The sequence below is a fragment of the Corynebacterium sp. genome (genome assembly GCF_022712275.1).
GTDB lineage: Bacteria > Actinomycetota > Actinomycetes > Mycobacteriales > Mycobacteriaceae > Corynebacterium.
In genome coordinates, this window is the sequence record NZ_JALAGU010000016.1 from 25,416 (window position 1) to 40,506 (window position 15,091).

General features: G+C 66.9%; 15 protein-coding genes, 1 other RNA gene and 1 pseudogene. 7 read left to right on the forward strand and 10 right to left on the reverse strand.

Going from position 1 to position 15,091, the window contains the following annotated elements:
- Window positions 1-102: 102 nt before the first annotated feature.
- Window positions 103-476: a transfer-messenger RNA gene (ssrA, locus tag Q0A27_RS02900) on the reverse strand.
- 415 nt (window positions 477-891) lie between these two features.
- Here ssrA and Q0A27_RS02905 point away from each other — a divergent pair.
- Window positions 892-1,635 (forward strand): hypothetical protein, encoded by a 744-nt coding sequence (locus Q0A27_RS02905; RefSeq protein ID WP_291473573.1) that lies wholly within the window; start codon window positions 892-894, stop codon window positions 1,633-1,635.
- 30 nt (window positions 1,636-1,665) lie between these two features.
- On the opposite strand, the gene smpB is transcribed toward Q0A27_RS02905, so the two are convergent.
- The 3 genes from smpB to ftsE are packed head-to-tail and all read right to left on the reverse strand — an operon-like array spanning window position 1,666 to window position 3,854.
- Complete coding sequence (gene smpB / locus Q0A27_RS02910; protein WP_291473574.1) at window positions 1,666-2,220, reverse strand: SsrA-binding protein SmpB; 555 nt, start codon at window positions 2,218-2,220, stop codon at window positions 1,666-1,668.
- A 27-nt stretch (window positions 2,221-2,247) separates the two neighbouring features.
- On the reverse strand, window positions 2,248-3,150 hold the full coding sequence (gene ftsX, locus Q0A27_RS02915; protein WP_291473575.1) for a permease-like cell division protein FtsX: 903 nt from the start codon (window positions 3,148-3,150) through the stop codon (window positions 2,248-2,250).
- A gap of 14 nt (window positions 3,151-3,164) precedes the next feature.
- Window positions 3,165-3,854: a cell division ATP-binding protein FtsE gene (gene ftsE, locus Q0A27_RS02920; RefSeq protein WP_291473576.1), complete on the reverse strand. Its 690-nt coding sequence runs from the start codon at window positions 3,852-3,854 to the stop codon at window positions 3,165-3,167.
- Window positions 3,855-3,967: 113 nt separating this feature from the next.
- Between ftsE and Q0A27_RS02925 the strand changes: the two genes are divergently transcribed.
- From Q0A27_RS02925 to Q0A27_RS02935, 3 genes and pseudogenes are all read left to right on the forward strand, one after another.
- The gene (locus Q0A27_RS02925; protein WP_291473577.1) at window positions 3,968-5,638 is read left to right on the forward strand and encodes an AbgT family transporter; all 1,671 of its coding nucleotides are present in this window, start codon (window positions 3,968-3,970) and stop codon (window positions 5,636-5,638) included.
- 40 nt (window positions 5,639-5,678) lie between these two features.
- Window positions 5,679-5,940 (forward strand): annotated as a pseudogene (locus Q0A27_RS02930) (type II toxin-antitoxin system Phd/YefM family antitoxin).
- Window positions 5,937-6,203, forward strand: a complete 267-nt coding sequence (locus Q0A27_RS02935; RefSeq protein ID WP_291473578.1) for a hypothetical protein — start codon at window positions 5,937-5,939, stop codon at window positions 6,201-6,203. The pseudogene Q0A27_RS02930 and the gene Q0A27_RS02935 overlap by 4 nt, the downstream one beginning before the upstream one ends.
- A 4-nt stretch (window positions 6,204-6,207) precedes the next feature.
- Here Q0A27_RS02935 and Q0A27_RS02940 read toward each other — a convergent pair whose 3' ends face one another.
- Together Q0A27_RS02940 and Q0A27_RS02945 are read right to left on the reverse strand one after the other, a co-directional pair.
- Entirely contained in the window at window positions 6,208-7,788 is a 1,581-nt protein-coding gene (locus Q0A27_RS02940) for a multidrug ABC transporter permease (RefSeq protein ID WP_291473579.1), read from the reverse strand.
- A complete protein-coding gene (locus tag Q0A27_RS02945) occupies window positions 7,785-8,696 on the reverse strand; it encodes an ABC transporter ATP-binding protein (RefSeq protein ID WP_291473580.1) in 912 nt (303 codons plus the stop codon). Before Q0A27_RS02945 ends, Q0A27_RS02940 begins: the two co-directional genes overlap by 4 nt.
- A 111-nt stretch (window positions 8,697-8,807) precedes the next feature.
- Here Q0A27_RS02945 and Q0A27_RS02950 point away from each other — a divergent pair, with 111 nt between their 5' ends.
- Window positions 8,808-9,404 (forward strand): TetR/AcrR family transcriptional regulator, encoded by a 597-nt coding sequence (locus tag Q0A27_RS02950; RefSeq protein ID WP_291473581.1) that lies wholly within the window; start codon window positions 8,808-8,810, stop codon window positions 9,402-9,404.
- 3 nt (window positions 9,405-9,407) lie between these two features.
- Here the strand turns inward: Q0A27_RS02950 and Q0A27_RS02955 are convergent, their stop codons facing one another.
- The 4 genes from Q0A27_RS02955 to prfB all read right to left on the reverse strand — a co-directional run bounded on the left by Q0A27_RS02955 (window position 9,408) and on the right by prfB (window position 12,269).
- Complete coding sequence (locus Q0A27_RS02955) at window positions 9,408-10,097, reverse strand: hypothetical protein (protein WP_291473582.1); 690 nt, start codon at window positions 10,095-10,097, stop codon at window positions 9,408-9,410.
- Window positions 10,090-10,698: a TetR/AcrR family transcriptional regulator gene (locus Q0A27_RS02960; protein ID WP_291473583.1), complete on the reverse strand. Its 609-nt coding sequence runs from the start codon at window positions 10,696-10,698 to the stop codon at window positions 10,090-10,092. The genes Q0A27_RS02955 and Q0A27_RS02960 overlap by 8 nt, the downstream gene beginning before the upstream one ends.
- 157 nt (window positions 10,699-10,855) lie before the next feature.
- A complete protein-coding gene (locus Q0A27_RS02965; RefSeq protein WP_291473584.1) occupies window positions 10,856-11,023 on the reverse strand; it encodes a hypothetical protein in 168 nt (55 codons plus the stop codon).
- A 112-nt stretch (window positions 11,024-11,135) separates the two neighbouring features.
- Complete coding sequence (gene prfB, locus Q0A27_RS02970) at window positions 11,136-12,269, reverse strand: peptide chain release factor 2 (RefSeq protein WP_291473585.1); 1,134 nt, start codon at window positions 12,267-12,269, stop codon at window positions 11,136-11,138.
- A 96-nt stretch (window positions 12,270-12,365) separates the two neighbouring features.
- Here prfB and Q0A27_RS02975 point away from each other — a divergent pair, with 96 nt between their 5' ends.
- Both Q0A27_RS02975 and Q0A27_RS02980 read left to right on the forward strand, forming a co-directional pair.
- Complete coding sequence (locus tag Q0A27_RS02975; RefSeq protein WP_291473586.1) at window positions 12,366-13,232, forward strand: inositol monophosphatase family protein; 867 nt, start codon at window positions 12,366-12,368, stop codon at window positions 13,230-13,232.
- A 104-nt stretch (window positions 13,233-13,336) separates the two neighbouring features.
- Window positions 13,337-15,040: a glycoside hydrolase family 13 protein gene (locus tag Q0A27_RS02980; protein WP_291473587.1), complete on the forward strand. Its 1,704-nt coding sequence runs from the start codon at window positions 13,337-13,339 to the stop codon at window positions 15,038-15,040.
- The last annotated feature ends 51 nt before the right edge of the window (window positions 15,041-15,091 follow it).

Here is a 15,091-nt window from a genome sequence, read left to right on the forward strand (position 1 = left end):
CTTCATGTCTGCGGCACCGGTCGGGCTGACCCTTACCCCGTCGCCCCACAGCCGACAGCGCAGAGAAAGACCCCCTGACCTGCAATTGGTCAGGGGGTCTAGTCGTGGAGCCGCCGGGAATTGAACCCGGGTCCTTCGCGACCTCGCCAGGGCTTCTCCGTGCGCAGTCCGCTCTATCCCTGCTCGGCTCTCCGGGTCACGCAGACCTGCCCGGACGATGAGCCCAGTCACCCTGAAATGTCCCTGACGGTCCGGATGACGGGGCCGTCAGGTGAGTTCCCGGAACGATGCCGGTGACCGGAGGGGGAACAGACCCCGGGCCGACAGACACGCTTCGCTGGATTAGGCAGCGAGAGCGTAGTCGCGCTGAGTGTTCTCGGCGCTTAATTGGTTGCTGCGACGCTTGCGGTGGTCTCTAGCCTGCACCGGCACGCTTCCCCTGGCTCAATGCACGAAGTCGAAACCTGATCGACCCCTCATGAACCCCCGGGTTACACCGGAAGTCTGCATCCCCTGCCGCCGGAAAGCTCGATCAACGGCAGGATCTACAGACTATAACCCACCGCGCCCGGGTTCAATTCCCGGCGGCACCACATCCGCCTCCATCCGCCTCCATCCGCCTCCCTCGGCCTCCCTCGGCCTCCCTCAGACTCCCTCAGCCTCCCTCAGACTCCCTCCGTCACCATCGTCCCGGCTCCGCCACGGATACACTGACGGTCAGGACCCCATCTGCGGCTCCGTGCCGCATCGGGCGCCCCCTGCATTCCACGCCGACGACGCCGTCACCGTCGCCCTCGGTATCGGCATCGCCGGCTACTGCACGACACGGCTCACCTCACCGCCAACCTGATCTTCTTCCTCACCGGACTCGCGCTGCTCACCCTCGTCACGGTGAGCGCTCTCGCCACCCCGGAGTTCCGGAAGCGGCACCACGACATCTTCGAGGCCTCCCACCGGTTCGGCGCCTGGGCCGTCCTCCTCCCCGGCTGGATCAACGCCGTCCTGCTCGCCCACCGGGAAGGCGGTCCCCAGGATGCCGCCGTAACACTGCTGGCCTCACCGCACTTCTGGATGTTGGCCGTCTCGACCTGCCTCGCTGTCTGGCCCTGGCTGCTGCTGCGCCGCGTCCCCGTGTCCGTGGATCGCCCCTCCGACCATGCTGCCGTGGTCCGGCCGGGGCACCGGTATGTCCCTGCGGTGGACACGACCCGGGCGATCAGCCGGCGTCCGTTGCTCGGCTGGCACCCCTTCGCCTGTGTCCCCACCGTCCCCGGTGAGCCCGGGTACCGGATGGTCGTCTCCCGGGCCGGGAACTGGACCGCAGACTTCATCGACAATCCGCCGACGCATGGCTGGGTGAAGGGTGTGGCGACAGCGAAGAAGCTGTTCACCCGGGTGCTGCACGTGGCGACGGGCAGTGGTGTCGGGCCGGTCCCCGGACACCTGTTCACAGACACCCAGGGCACCCGGCTGGTGTGGGTGGCGAAGCAACCCCGAGACACCTACGGGGACGCACTCGTCTCCACCGGGGCGGACGCGGTGATCTGTGTGGCGAATGCCGGTGTCACCGACCGTGTCGTGCGCGGGCTCGAGAGCCGGGGCGTGCCAGCGTTCGGGCCGATCTGGGACTCCTGAGCAGGTCCACCCGCCGGGCGGCGCCGACCGTCAGGCGTTGATGCCCTTGACGCGGCGTCCCAGCTCGCGGGTGACCTCACGTTCCTCGGTGCGACGCTTGATGTCCTGGCGCTTGTCGTAGTCCTGCTTTCCGGTGGCCAGCGCGAGCTCGACCTTGGCGCGTCCTCCCGAGAAGTAGATCTGCAGCGGGACGAGGGTGTTCTTGCCGTCGCGGACCTTACCCATGATCGAGTCGATCTCGCCGCGGTGCATGAGCAGCTTGCGGGTACGCCGCGGCGCGTGGTTGGTCCAGGTCCCGTGGGTGTACTCGGGGATGTGCAGACCGCGCAGCCAGATCTCGCCGGCGTCGACAGTGGCGAAGGCGTCCACCAGGGACGCCTTGCCCTCACGCAGCGACTTCACCTCGGTACCCACCAGGGCCAGGCCGGCCTCGTAGGTCTCGAGGATCTTGAAGTTGTGCCGCGCCTTACGGTTGGTCGCGACGACCAGTGGGCCGCCGCCCTTGCCGCCCGGCGTCCCCTTCGCCTTGGCAGCCTTCCTGCCCGCGCCCTTGCCGGAGTCCACCGGCGTACTCTTCTTCGCCATAACCCGGGCAATACTACCCGGTCACCACTATTTCTTCACGTACCAGCGCAGCGTCACCTGTGCGGTCACCGCTGCGATGACGACGCCGACGATGATGACCACCGGCGCGATGGTCCAGATGTCCGAGGAGTCGATGCGTGCGATGAGGTGGGAGTCGTAGAGCGACTTCAGTGCCTTGTCGAGGACGAGCTGCTTGCCGGCGAACATGCCGACCACGGCCAGGACCGAACCCAGCAGGGCGGCGAGAACCGCCTCGATGACGAACGGTGCCTGGGTGTACCAGCGGGTCGCGCCGACCATCCGCATGATGGAGACTTCGGTCCGTCGCTGGAAGGCGGCCATCTGCACCATGTTCATGATCAGCAGGATCGCGGCGATGCCCTGGACCACGGCGAGGATGAAGCTGGCGTTCCGGATCGAGTCGAGGTTGCGGGTTGCGCCGCGCAGGTCATCGCCCTGGTCGACGATGGTCGCCACACCGGGCATGTCACGGATCTCGTCGATGGCGGAGGTGTCCAGCGGGTCCGCGAGCCGCACGTGCAGGGCCGCAGGGAAGGCGTCCGGGCTGGTCTGGGCGACGAGCTGCGGGTCAGAGTCCTTGAACAGCTCCACGAAGCGATCGAAGCTCTGGTCCTTGTTGCGGAAGGTGACGGCCTCGACCTCGTCATTGGAGTCGAGTTTCTCCTTCACCGCGGCACACTCGGTGCCGGAGCAGTCGGTGTCGGTACCGGAGGTGTGGTCGTCGAGCTGGACCATGACCTCGATGCGGTCGAGGTAGATCTCCTTGGTGTCGGAGGTCATGTTGGTCAGCAGGACGCCGGTCGCGACCAGGGCCAGGGAGATCGCCGTGGTGATGACCATGGCGACGGTGATGGTGACGTTACGCCGGAAGCCGTCGAAGGCCTCCTTGAGAATGAATCCGAGTTTCATGGTTCTCTCCTCCCCTAGCGTCCCACGCCGTAGACGCCGTGGGCGTCGTCGCGGACGAGCTTTCCCTTGGACAGTTCGAGGACGCGACGACGCATCGAGTCCACCGCCGTGTTGTCGTGCGTGGACATGACCACGGTGGTGCCGTCCCGGTTGATGCGGCTGAGCAGCCCCATGAGCTCGGTGGAGGTGTCCGGGTCGAGGTTGCCGGTCGGCTCATCGGCGAGCAGGATCAGCGGGCGGTTGACCACGGCACGGGCGATGGCGACGCGCTGCTGCTCACCGCCGGAGAGTTCGTTGGGCAGGCGGTTCTCCTTGCCGGACAGCCCGACGAGGTCGAGGGCACGCGCCACGGCGGTGGCGGTCTCCTCCTTCTTCTTGCCGATGACCTGCATGGCGAAGGCGACATTGTCGAAGACGTTCTTCTTCGGCAGCAGCCGGAAGTCCTGGAAGACGTAGCCGATGCGCTGACGCAGTTTCGGCACGTCCCGGGCCTTGAGCGTGTTGACCTGGTAGTCCGCGACGCTGATCGTGCCGCTGTCGGCGATCTCCTCGCGGATCATGAGTTCCAGGAACGTCGATTTTCCGGAGCCGGACGGACCGATGAGGAAGACGAACTCTCCCTTGTCGATGCTGACCGAGACATCCTTCAGCGCGGGCCGACCTGACCCGCGGTACGTCTTGCTGACCTTCTCGAAAGTGATCACGTCGGTTACCCTACCTGGTCGCATGGGACTGATGAAACAGATGTGACTGATGTGGCGTCCGGATTGGACTGCTTTCCCGTGCGACAGGGCACCCCCGTTGATACTCTGCAGAAATGTCTGACAGTGATGCGCCTACACCCTCAGAAATCCAGCAGGATTCCGTAGAGAACCTCAGCCACGACGCCGGGCCTCCGCCTCCGGAGGCCCCGTCACCACCGGAGAAGACCTCCTCCGGAGAGACGCGGACACCGGGTCTCCTCGGCGTCGTCGAGCGGATGGGCAACCTGCTGCCCAACCCCTTCTGGCTCTTCGTCTGCCTCGGCGGCCTCGTCCTCGTCCTCAGCTGGCTCGGCTCCCTCATCGGGATGGAGGCCACCGACCCTCAGACCGGCGACAAGGTCGAGGTCACCAACCTGCTCAGCGGCGACGGACTCAAGGAGATCGTCAGCGGCGCGGTCGACAACTTCACCGGCTTCCCGCCCCTCGGCGTCATCATCACCGTCATGCTGGGTGTCTCCGTGGCCGAGCACTCCGGGCTCATCTCCGCGGCGGTCCGCTCCGTCGTCGCGAGGACCGGCCCCAGGACCCTGACTTTCGTCGTCGCCCTGACCGCCGTCACCGGCTCCGTCGCGTCCGACGCCATCTTCATCATCATGATCCCGCTCGGCGCGATGGCCTTCAACGCCCTCAGCCGCTCCCCCGTCGTCGGTGCTGTGGTCGCCTTCGCCGGCTCCGCCGCCGGGTTCGACGCCTCCCTGCTGCTCAACATCACCGATGTGCTGCTGTCCGGTATCTCCACCTCCGCCGCACAGATCGTGGACGCCGACTACGAGGTCAACCCGCTGTCGAACTACTACTTCGTCATCGGTTCCTCGATAGTCCTCGCCGGCATCATCACCGCGGTCACCGAGTTCTTCATGGACAGGAAGATCCACCAGATCGTCAACCACGACGAGGTCGACTACTCCACCGTCGCCTTCACCGACGACGACGGCAACGAGATCAAGGACCTCACCCTCCACCCCGGCGAGCAGCGTGCCCTGAAGCTCACCGGCATCGTCTTCGCCCTCTGCCTCGCCGCCTACTTCGCGCTGCTGTTCATCTCCGGCTCTCCGCTGCAGGGTGATGGTGGAGAGGTCATGGACAGCCCCCTGATCACCAGCATCGCCGTGCCGATCGCCGTGATCTTCTTCATCCTCGGCGTGGTCTACGGCCTGTCGCGCAAGACCATCACGAAGACCACCGATATCCCGGTCTTCATGGAGCGCGGCCTGGAGTCCATGCTGCCCATCCTCGTGCTCTTCTTCGTCGTCTCGCAGTTCGTCGCCTGGTTCACCGCGTCCAATATCGGTGTGTGGGTCTCGATCAAGGGTGCCGACCTGCTGCAGAGCTGGAACATGCCGACGGTGGTCCTGCTCGGCGGCTTCGTGGTCATGGTCGCCCTGATCAACATGCTCATCACCTCCGGTTCGGCGCAGTGGGCACTGATGGCTCCGATCGTGGTGCCGATGATGATGTACCTGGGCATCTCCCCCGAAGTCACCCAGATGCTCTACCGCATCGGTGATTCCGCCACCGCGGTCGTCACCCCGATGAACCCCTACTTCGCCATGGCCTTCGCCTTCGTGCTGCGCTACTACAGGAAGGCCGGGCTGGGCACAGTCATGTCGATGATGATCCCCTACTGCCTGGCCATCCTCATCGGCTGGTTCCTGTTCTTCGTGCTCTGGTGGTCGTTGGGGATCCCGCTGGGGCCGGGCGCGCCGATGGAGTACCCGGTGTAGGGGGTACCCGATGTGTGCGCAGGTGGCTACAGCTGCGCACATGACACACATTGCCTCGCGCGATCTGCGCAATCACACCGGTGATGTGCTTCGCCGCGTCGCAGACGGCGAACGCATCACCGTCACCCAACATGGTCGGCCGGTCGCGGAGATCGCACCGCTGTCCCCCCGGCCGACCGGTCTTCTTCACCCGCGCTGAACTCGCGGCAGAGCTTGGACCTCACCAGGCAGATTCCCGCCTGCGGGACGAACTTGCAGTTCTCGCCGGAGACACAACCGATGACCTCGGACCCGTCCGATGAGCGGAACAGGCTCCCGCGGTCTGCTGGACACGAGTGTCTTCATCACCAGGGAATCCGGACACCCCCTCGATACGGCCCGGCTTCCCGATGAGGGCTATGTATCGGTCATCACCCTCGCGGAACTGGAGGCCGGACGCCGCATCAACGTCAATGATCTGTGGATCGCCTCCATCGCCGCAGCGAACGGTCTTCCGGTCTACACACAGGACCGTGACTTCGATCCGCTGGCCGAACTCGGCGAACTCGAGGTCATCCCGCTCTGAGCCATCAGACGATGTCGCGGCGCCGGTAGCCGACCAGCCCGACCCCCGTCAGCACCAGGGCCACGATGCCCACCACGATCAGGCCCGTCCAGGTCGCCCCGTCCGCACCGATCGTCGGCACGTGGTGGAAGGGGCTGATGCCCAGGACCCAGTTCGGCAGCTTGAAGGTCGGGCCGAGCAGTGTCAGCCCGAAGGACGCCACCACGCCGACCCAGGCGGCGATGCTGACCTGCGGCCGGACGCCGATGACCAGGACGGCCACGCCGACGACAGCCCAGATCGCCGGCACCGTCACCAGGGCCTGCAGGAGAGTCTCACCTAAGGTAACACCACTGTCGCCGTTCGCCACGAACAGGCCGACCACCGTACCGGCGAGCAGGTTCAGCACTCCCGTCACCAGCAGCGCCATGAAAACCGGGGCGAGGAACATCCGCGCCCGGGTCAGCGGGGTGGCCAGCAACGGTTCGATCCGGAACTCCTCTTCCTCGGTCCGCAGCCGGTTCATGATCTGCACGCCCGGAACGGAGGCGATGATCCCGGCGAGGTTGAGCATCATCGTCAGGAACGACCGGGTCATCAGCGACGGATCGGTGGCGCCACCGGTGAAGACGTCGGCGAAACCACCGCCGCCGCTGAGCAGGTCCTCCACCGAGTCGGACATGTACCCGAAGACGATGCCGAGGACGAGGAACATGACCACCCACACCGAGATGACGCCCCGGTGCAGCCGCCAGGTCAGCGCCCACGGGCCACGGATCGTGCCGTGGTCCGGACCGGGCTTCGTCGCGATGACGCCCTGTCCGAAGTCACGGCTGCCGTGCAGCCGGAATGCCACGACACAGAGCACGGTGGCGAGGGCGACGGCGAACAGCAGCGGCCACCACCGGGCGTCCTCCTCACCGGCATGGGTTTCCGACAGCCAGCCGAGCGGATTGATCCAGGATGTCCAGGCCGGCGCGTCCAGGGCATCGAGGGCACCGCGGAGCAGGAACAGCACGGCCAGGGCACCGATGCCGATGTTGTTGGCCGCGTGCGAGTCCGAGGCGAGCTGCGCGGAGACCGCCGCCCAGGCACCGAACATCCAGCCGGCGGCGGTGAACGTCGCACCCATGAGCAGGGCGGTCCCCCAGCTCGCGCCGCACAGACCGATCGCCGCACCGGCGACGACGCCGATCGCGAGGCCCGCGAGCACGGCCAGCACCACAGGGGCCATGAGCCGGGCACCGCGGCCGAGGACGCCGGACGCCAGCAGCTCGGCCTGCCCTGAAACCTCCTGTGCGCGGGTCGCGCGGGTGACGGCGAGGACGATACCGAGTGCGGTGAGGAAGCCACCGAGGGTCAGACCACGCCAGACCGTGAAGCCGTCGGTGGTGGTGAGGTCACCGGCGGTGCCGAAGATCAGGGTGAGCGCCGGATTCGAGCCGATCGACGAGGCGAGCAGCATCTTGTCTTCCTGGCTCGAGAAGAGCCAGCCGAAGATCACCGGGGTGGACGCCGCGATAAAGGTGACGATGACGATCCAGGGCACCAAAAGCCGCCCGTCGTACCTGAGCAGGGCCTTGAACAGATTGCCGGTGCCGGTCATGCAGCATCATCCTCGCCGTAGAGCCCGAGGAACAGGGTCTCCAGTGACGGCGGCTCCACACTCAGCGCGGTGATCCCGTGGGAGGACAGCGCGGTCATCGCGTCCCCGAGGTCGGAGGGGTCGACGGTGCCGGTGAGGTGGTGGCCGTCGATGTCGATGTCGTGGAGCCCGGGGATACCGGTGTCCGGGACGGAGTCCAGGGTCGCGCGGACGGTGGTCCGGGCGTCCCCCCGGAGTTCGTCGAGGGTGCCGGTGCGCACCATGTGACCGTCGCGGATGATGCTCAGCCGGTCGGCGAGGTTCTCAACCTCGGCGAGGATGTGGCTGGACAGCAGCACGGTGACACCCCGGTCGACAGCGGCGGCGACCTCCTCCTGGAAGACGTTCTCCATCAGCGGGTCGAGGCCGCTGGTCGGTTCGTCGAGGATGAGAAGTTCGGCATCGGAGGCCAGCGCAGCGACGAGCGCGACCTTCTGACGGTTGCCCTTGGAGTACTGGCGTCCCTTCTTGGTGGGATCCAGCTCGAACCGGTCCAGCAGGTGTTTACGCCGCGTCTCGTCGAGGCCACCGCGCAGGTTCCCGAGCAGGTCGATGGCCTCGCCACCGCTCATGCCGGGCCAGAGGGTGACGTCGCCGGGGACATAGGCGAGACGTCGGTGCAGTTCGGTGGTGTCCGTCCACGGATCGCCGCCGAGCAGGCGGACGGTGCCCCCGTTGCTCTTGAGCAGTCCGAGGAGGACGCGGATCGTGGTGGACTTGCCGGCCCCGTTGGGGCCGAGGAAGCCGTGGACCTCCCCGCGGTCGACGGTGAGGTCAAGATCGTCGAGTACCTGGAACTTCCCGAAGAACTTGTCGAGGCCCCGGACCTCGATGACGGGGTTCTCAGTGGCCGGGTCTGATGACGACATGGTGTGCCTTCTCTGTCGGGTGCGGTGTCCGGTATTCGCGGCCCCAGGGTGGGCCGATATAGCCTGTCCGGTAGCGTACACGCATTTCCCCACGTGAGGAATTACTGAATCATGGCAGGTCAGACTACCGGAATCCGCAGGCCCGGACGCCGCACCGGCGACTCCGGAACCAAGGAGGCGATCCTCGCGGCAGCACTTGAGTCCTTCGCCGACCGGGGGTATGACGCAACCTCCGTCCGGGCCGTCGCCAAACAGGCAGAGGTGGATCCCGGCCTGATCAGGCACTATTTCGGAAGCAAGAAGCAGTTGTTCACCGCGGCTGTGGTGGACCGCAGCGAGCTCGGCGATCGGATACTGGACGCCCTCGACGGCCCGACCGACTCCGTCGGAGAACGGATCGTCCGCGCCTACCTCAACCTCTGGGAGTCCCCCGGGACCGGGCCGGTCCTGCAGACACTGTTCCGTTCCGCCGTCGCCTCCGAGGATCTTGCGCCCCTGTTCGTCGACTCCATGGTCGCCAGCCTCCAGGGCCGGTCAGGGAGAGCCCTGACCTCAGAGTTCATCGGCAGGTTCCCGACCTTCGCTCCCCAGATCCTCGGCGTGGCCGTATGCCGCTACGTGCTGCACATCCCCCTGATCGCCGAGGAACCACTGGATGAGGTCGTCGCCCGCCTTGCCCCCGATGTACAGCAGAAGCTGACGGGGTAGCGGTCACACCAGCCGGTACTGCTGGCGTCCCTTGCGGTCACGCACGGCGACACCGGCGGCGCGGAGCTTCTCCAGTGCAGCCTCCGCTTCCCCGTCCTTCTTGTCCGACAGGGCACGTCGGCGGGCGCGGAGCAGATCATCGACCGCGGTGTCCTTGCGTCCGTCCCCGTCGACCCAGTCGGTGAAATCGGCGGCGAAGGGGTCGGCGTCCACCAGCGGCGGGTAGTCGTGGTCCGCCAGTGCGGAACGCAGCCCCGGCACCATCTCGTCCTCGATGCCGCCGCGGTAGAGCTCAGCGTCCCCGTCAAGAACCACCAGTTCCTTCTCGGACGCCACCAGCAGCGTCATCCTGTCCTTGGAGAGGAACCGGTCGTCGCCTTTGTGGTGCAGGGTGATGCCCCAGTCAGCGACCTCGATCGCACCCGAATCATCCATCCACGAGGTGCAGATGACGAAGCCGGCGATTCCACCGACGGCGACGAGAATCGGCAGCACCCAGGCAAGCGACAGCTGATCGAGCGCGCGCAGCAGCAACGGAGCACTGTCGAACATGTCGACGAGCCAGCTGACCAGCGGTCCGACGAGGAATGCCAGGACGAGTCCGAGAACGGCACCGATGACGGTGAAGACCGGCCGGTACCAGGCGGGGATGGTGACGGTGGTGGGCTCGAACGTTTCAGGCCGTTCAGACATGGTCGGAATCTTTCAGGTAGCCCGGTCGCAGGTAGCCCTGCGCGGTGCGTCGCACCTCGGGTGACGGATCGTGGCCGGGTTCGGCGTTGAGGTAACAGGCGTCGACAATGGTCATCAGCCAGCCTGCGGTGTGGTCCGGATCGAGGGTTGCATCGACCTGACCTGCGTTGATGGATCGTCGGATGAGATCAGTGAGACCCTTGCGCTGGACTGCGGTGACCTTCTCAGACGCGGTGACGAGGTCAGGGTCATGCCCCATCCTGCGCAGCGACTCGATGAGCATCCCCTGGGCGTAGGGGTACGCGGCGTCTTTCGAGAGTTCGCTGAGGATGTCGAGAATGGACGCCAGGGGGTCGGCTGACTCTCTGTGCACCTCAATCAACCTCTCCGCCGCCGGCAGGTCGGCCTCGAACGGGGCCCGGAACAACGCTGCCTTGTCGTCGAAGTAGTAGAAGATGCTGGCCGGGCTGGTGCCGACGTCGCGGGCGACTTCAGCGACGGAGGTGGACTCGAAGCCGTTGGTCGCGAAGAGTCGGGCGGCGGCCTCGGCGATCTCCGCCTTCTTCTGCGCGACCTTCTCCGGGTCGATCTTCCTGGCCATGTTCTCCTCGGCGCCTCCCGGCGTCCTCCAGACAGTTTCTTTGACTGACTGGTCAGACATTAGCAGAGGAACGCCAGCCTACCCAGGACCCCGACGACGACTGTCATGAGCTGACCCGGATCTGCACGATCCGTCGGGCAGATTCCGCCGGTCCGGGTCAGTTCCTGACGTGGGGCCGTGCTGTACCCTCGCCGACATGACGTCCCGACTCCTCCTCATCGGCGGACGCTCCGCCGCCACCATGGGCGACGCTCCTGAGGTCACTGCGGTTCTCCTGCAGGCGTCCGACGAGACCGCAGAAGGACGCCTCGCTCAGCGCGAGCACGGCGACAGCCTCACCGACCACATGGAACGCAGCACGCGCATGGCCGGGTTTCCCAACACGAAGGCACCCGCCCACGTGCACCGCGTCCCGACTGACGGGAGAACGCGAACCCCTACTCCCCCTCGCCCTGCTGCTGGGCCATCCGCCAGCGGATGCCTGCCTCGAGCAGCCCGTCGATGCCACCGTCGAGCACCTTGGACGGGTCGTTGACCTCGAAGTTCGTCCGCAGGTCCTTGACCATCTGATACGGGTGCAGCACATAGGACCGCATCTGGTTGCCCCAGGAATTGGAGCCGTCGCCACGCAACGCGTCCATCTCCGCGGCCTCCTCCTGGCGCTTACGCTCCAGCAGCTTCGCCGCGAGGACGCGCATGGCCGAGGCCTTGTTCTGGATCTGCGACTTCTCGTTCTGACAGGTCACGACGATGCCGGTCGGGATGTGGGTCAGACGCACGGCGGAGTCGGTCGTGTTCACCGACTGACCACCGGGGCCGGAAGACCGGTAGACGTCCACGCGGACGTCATTCTCGTCGATGTCGACATGGTCGGAGGTCTCCACCACCGGCAGCACCTCCACCTCGGCGAAGGAGGTCTGGCGGCGTCCCTGGTTGTCGAAGGGACTGATGCGCACCAGACGGTGCGTCCCCTGCTCGACCGAGAGGGTGCCGTACATGTAGTCACCGTGGACGACGAAGGTCGCGGACTTGATGCCCGCCTCCTCGGCGTAGGAGATGTCGTAGACCTCGACCTTGTGGCCGTTCTTCTCCGCCCAGCGGGTGTACATGCGCATGAGCATCTCGGCCCAGTCCGCGGCGTCCACACCACCGGCGGCGGAGCGGATGTTCACCACGGCCTCGCGGGCGTCGTACTCGCCGGAGAGCATGGTCGTGACCTCGAGGGACTCGATGTCCGTCTTCAACTCGGCGAGCTCCGCGTCCGCCAGTCCCTTGGCCTCGGCACCCTCGGCGGCGTCCTCTGTGGCGGCTTCGTCGGCCATCTCGTACATCACCGGCAGGTCATCGAGCCGCGAGCGCAGGCCACGGACCTTCTTCAGCCGCGACTGCACATGGCTCAGCTGCGAGGTGACCTGCTGGGCGTGGTCCGGATCGTCCCACAGCGACGGGTCGGCGGCCTGCGCCTCGAGCTCACGGACACGGTCATCGAGTTCGTCGAGGTCCAGCACCTTCTCAATGGTGGTGAGGGTGCTGTCGAGGTGGTCGAGCGCTTGGGTGACATCCGGCTGCATGGTCGCCTACTCTACCGCCCCGCACCCGACCCCATCGCGCAGACCCCGACCGGCCCCCGACCGGCCCCGTCGCAGGGCGCACCATACAATGGCCCCATGAGTTCGCAGTCCTCACCGATCCCTGCCGAAGCACTCCAGGCCATCACCAAGACCTTCATCATCGCCCACGACCGGGACGATGACGCCGCCCTCGCGCAGGCCCTCGTCTACAACGCCGGTCGTCTCGCGTGGCGGATGCGCGAAGCCGGTCTGACCACCGAGTACAAGACCTCGGTCTCCGATGTCGTCACCGTCGCCGACCAGGCGGCCGAGGAGTTCATCGCCACCACGCTGCGCACCCTGCGTCCCGAGGACGGTCTGCTCGGTGAGGAGGGCACCTCCGCCCCCTCCCAGTCCGGACGCACCTGGGTCATCGACCCGGTCGACGGCACCTACAACTTCACCACCGGCTCGGACTACTGGTGCTCGGCACTCGCCCTGGTCGAGGGCGATCCCGAGGACCCCGACCTGCTCCACTTCGGCGCGGTGCACCGTCCGGCGATGGGCTACACCTGGTTCGGCGGCGCGGACTTCCCCACCACCGTCGACGGTCGCCCGGTCGGACGCCTCGACGACGCCCCGCTCAACGTCACCCCGTCAGCCACCTGCCTCGGCGGCTACCTGCACCCCACCGACATCGCCGATCCGGCGGTCGGCGCGGCCTACACCGCGGTCGTCAAGGAGTTCGCGACGGTGCGCTGGAACGGTTCCGCCTCCGTCGACCTGGGCAATGTGGCGCAGGGCAACAACGGCTGCTGGATGCAGCACAGCGTCCTGCCGTGGGACCTGCTGCCGGGTCGCGCGCTGGTCGAGGGCGCGGGAGGACGCGTCGAGCAGGTCGAGGCAGCCGGGAAGCTCTGGTCCGTCGCCGGTGCGCCGGCCTCTGTCGCCAAGGTCGTCGAGATCCTCAACGCCCAGGGCTGAGCCCCACCTTCACGCCAACTCCTCAGCCGGGAACGACTCGACCGGTCGGTTTCCGGCAGCACCACCACCCTGCCGGGTCGTTCCTGGCCACGTAGGGTGGCGCCATGAGCCACACACCCACCGACTGGTGGCGTCACGCCGTCATCTACCAGGTCTATCCCCGGTCCTTCGCGGACTCCGACGGCGACGGCCTCGGTGATCTGCCCGGCATCACCGCGCACCTGCCCTACCTGCGCGACCTCGGGGTGGACGCCGTGTGGATCTCGCCGTTCTACCCCTCCCCGCAGAAGGACGCCGGCTACGACGTCGCAGACTACTGCGATGTCGACCCCCTCTTCGGCACCCTCGCCGACGCCGACACCCTCATCGCCACCGCCCATGAACTGGGTCTACGCATCATCGTCGACCTCGTACCGAACCACACCAGTGACCGGCACGAATGGTTCCAGGCGGCCCTGGCGTCCCCGCCCGGAAGCCCGGAGCGCGACCGTTACATCTTCCGCGACATCGATGACAGTGACCCGGCCGCCCGGGACATCCCGCCGAACAACTGGGAGTCCAACTTCGGCGGCACGGCCTGGTCGAAGACCGAGGGGGCGACCGGCGGCGACCAGTGGTACCTGCACCTCTTCGACTCCTCCCAACCCGACCTGAACTGGGAGAACCCCGAGGTACGGGACATGTTCGACGGCATCCTGCGGTTCTGGCTGGACCGGGGTGTGGACGGTTTCCGGGTCGATGTGGCCCACGGGATGATCAAGGCGCCCGGACTGCCGGATGTCGAGGTCTGCACCGACGACACCGCCATGGCGTCCACCTCAATGCCCTACTGGGACCGGGACGGCGTCCACGAGATCTACCGTCGCTGGCGGAGGATCCTGGACAGCTACAGCACAGACGCAGACACACGGATCATGGTCGCCGAGGCGTGGGTGCAGCCGATCGACCGGATCGCCCGGTACGTCCGCCCCGACGAGCACCACCAGGCCTTCAACTTCTCCTTCCTCGACACCCGGTGGGACGCCGCCGCGTTGCGTGAGGTCATCAGTGAATCCTACCGGGTCAATGACGCCGTCAACGCGCCGACGACCTGGGTGCTCTCCAACCACGACGTCATCCGGCATGCCACCCGCCTGGCACTGGCCCCGGAGGAGGCGACCACCCAGCTCGCCGGTCCGGTGACCGAGCCTGACCGCACAGTCGGCCTGGGCCGGGCACGAGCCGCCACCACGCTGATGCTCGGTCTGCCGGGCTCGGCGTACCTGTACCAGGGCGAGGAACTGGGCCTTCCCGAGGTCCTCGACATCCCCGACGACAAGCGCCAGGACCCGACCTTCTTCCGCACTCACGGCACCGACAAGCCCGAGCTGGGACGCGACGGCTGCCGCGTCCCGATCCCCTGGTCCGCCGACGAGGTGGCCACGGCCGGGGACGGGAGGACGCCTCCCTGGCTGCCGCAGCCCGCGGTCTTCGCCGACCTGGCGGTAGACCGGCAGACCGGGGACGCGACGTCCACCCTGGAGCTCTACCGTTCACTGCTGCGACTGCGGAGAGAGCTCGGGCTCGCCGACGGCACCGCGCGGGTTCCCGACACCGGCACCGATGCCGACGCAGACATCGTCGCCGTGGAAGTCACGACGGCAGACCACGGCGACGGGGGTGTTCTCATCGTCGCCAACCTGGGCGCCGACAACTGGCCGGTTCCGGCGAACAGGCAGGTCATCGCAGCAAGCCGACCGGGGGTCACCACCTCGGTCCCGGTGGACTGCACCGTCTGGCTGGCTCGCCTAGGATCGCAGGTGGAGTGACGAAACCATCCGGTCGGGACACCGGGCCCCACCGAACGTGACGCCGGTGTC

What these genes read in the sequence shown, in the direction of transcription:
- Q0A27_RS02950 (WP_291473581.1), top strand. Translation starts at nt 8,808, where the DNA reads ATGGCAGGTCAGACTACCGGAATCCGCAGGCCCGGACGCCGCACCGGC.
- Q0A27_RS02925 (WP_291473577.1), top strand. Translation starts at nt 3,968, where the DNA reads ATGTCTGACAGTGATGCGCCTACACCCTCAGAAATCCAGCAGGATTCC.
- Q0A27_RS02975 (WP_291473586.1), top strand. Translation starts at nt 12,366, where the DNA reads ATGAGTTCGCAGTCCTCACCGATCCCTGCCGAAGCACTCCAGGCCATC.
- Q0A27_RS02960 (WP_291473583.1), bottom strand. Translation starts at nt 10,698, where the DNA reads ATGGCCAGGAAGATCGACCCGGAGAAGGTCGCGCAGAAGAAGGCGGAG.
- ftsX (WP_291473575.1), bottom strand. Translation starts at nt 3,150, where the DNA reads ATGAAACTCGGATTCATTCTCAAGGAGGCCTTCGACGGCTTCCGGCGT.
- Q0A27_RS02955 (WP_291473582.1), bottom strand. Translation starts at nt 10,097, where the DNA reads ATGTCTGAACGGCCTGAAACGTTCGAGCCCACCACCGTCACCATCCCC.
- smpB (WP_291473574.1), bottom strand. Translation starts at nt 2,220, where the DNA reads ATGGCGAAGAAGAGTACGCCGGTGGACTCCGGCAAGGGCGCGGGCAGG.
- prfB (WP_291473585.1), bottom strand. Translation starts at nt 12,269, where the DNA reads ATGCAGCCGGATGTCACCCAAGCGCTCGACCACCTCGACAGCACCCTC.
- Q0A27_RS02980 (WP_291473587.1), top strand. Translation starts at nt 13,337, where the DNA reads ATGAGCCACACACCCACCGACTGGTGGCGTCACGCCGTCATCTACCAG.
- Q0A27_RS02945 (WP_291473580.1), bottom strand. Translation starts at nt 8,696, where the DNA reads ATGTCGTCATCAGACCCGGCCACTGAGAACCCCGTCATCGAGGTCCGG.
- Q0A27_RS02940 (WP_291473579.1), bottom strand. Translation starts at nt 7,788, where the DNA reads ATGACCGGCACCGGCAATCTGTTCAAGGCCCTGCTCAGGTACGACGGG.
- Q0A27_RS02935 (WP_291473578.1), top strand. Translation starts at nt 5,937, where the DNA reads ATGAGCGGAACAGGCTCCCGCGGTCTGCTGGACACGAGTGTCTTCATC.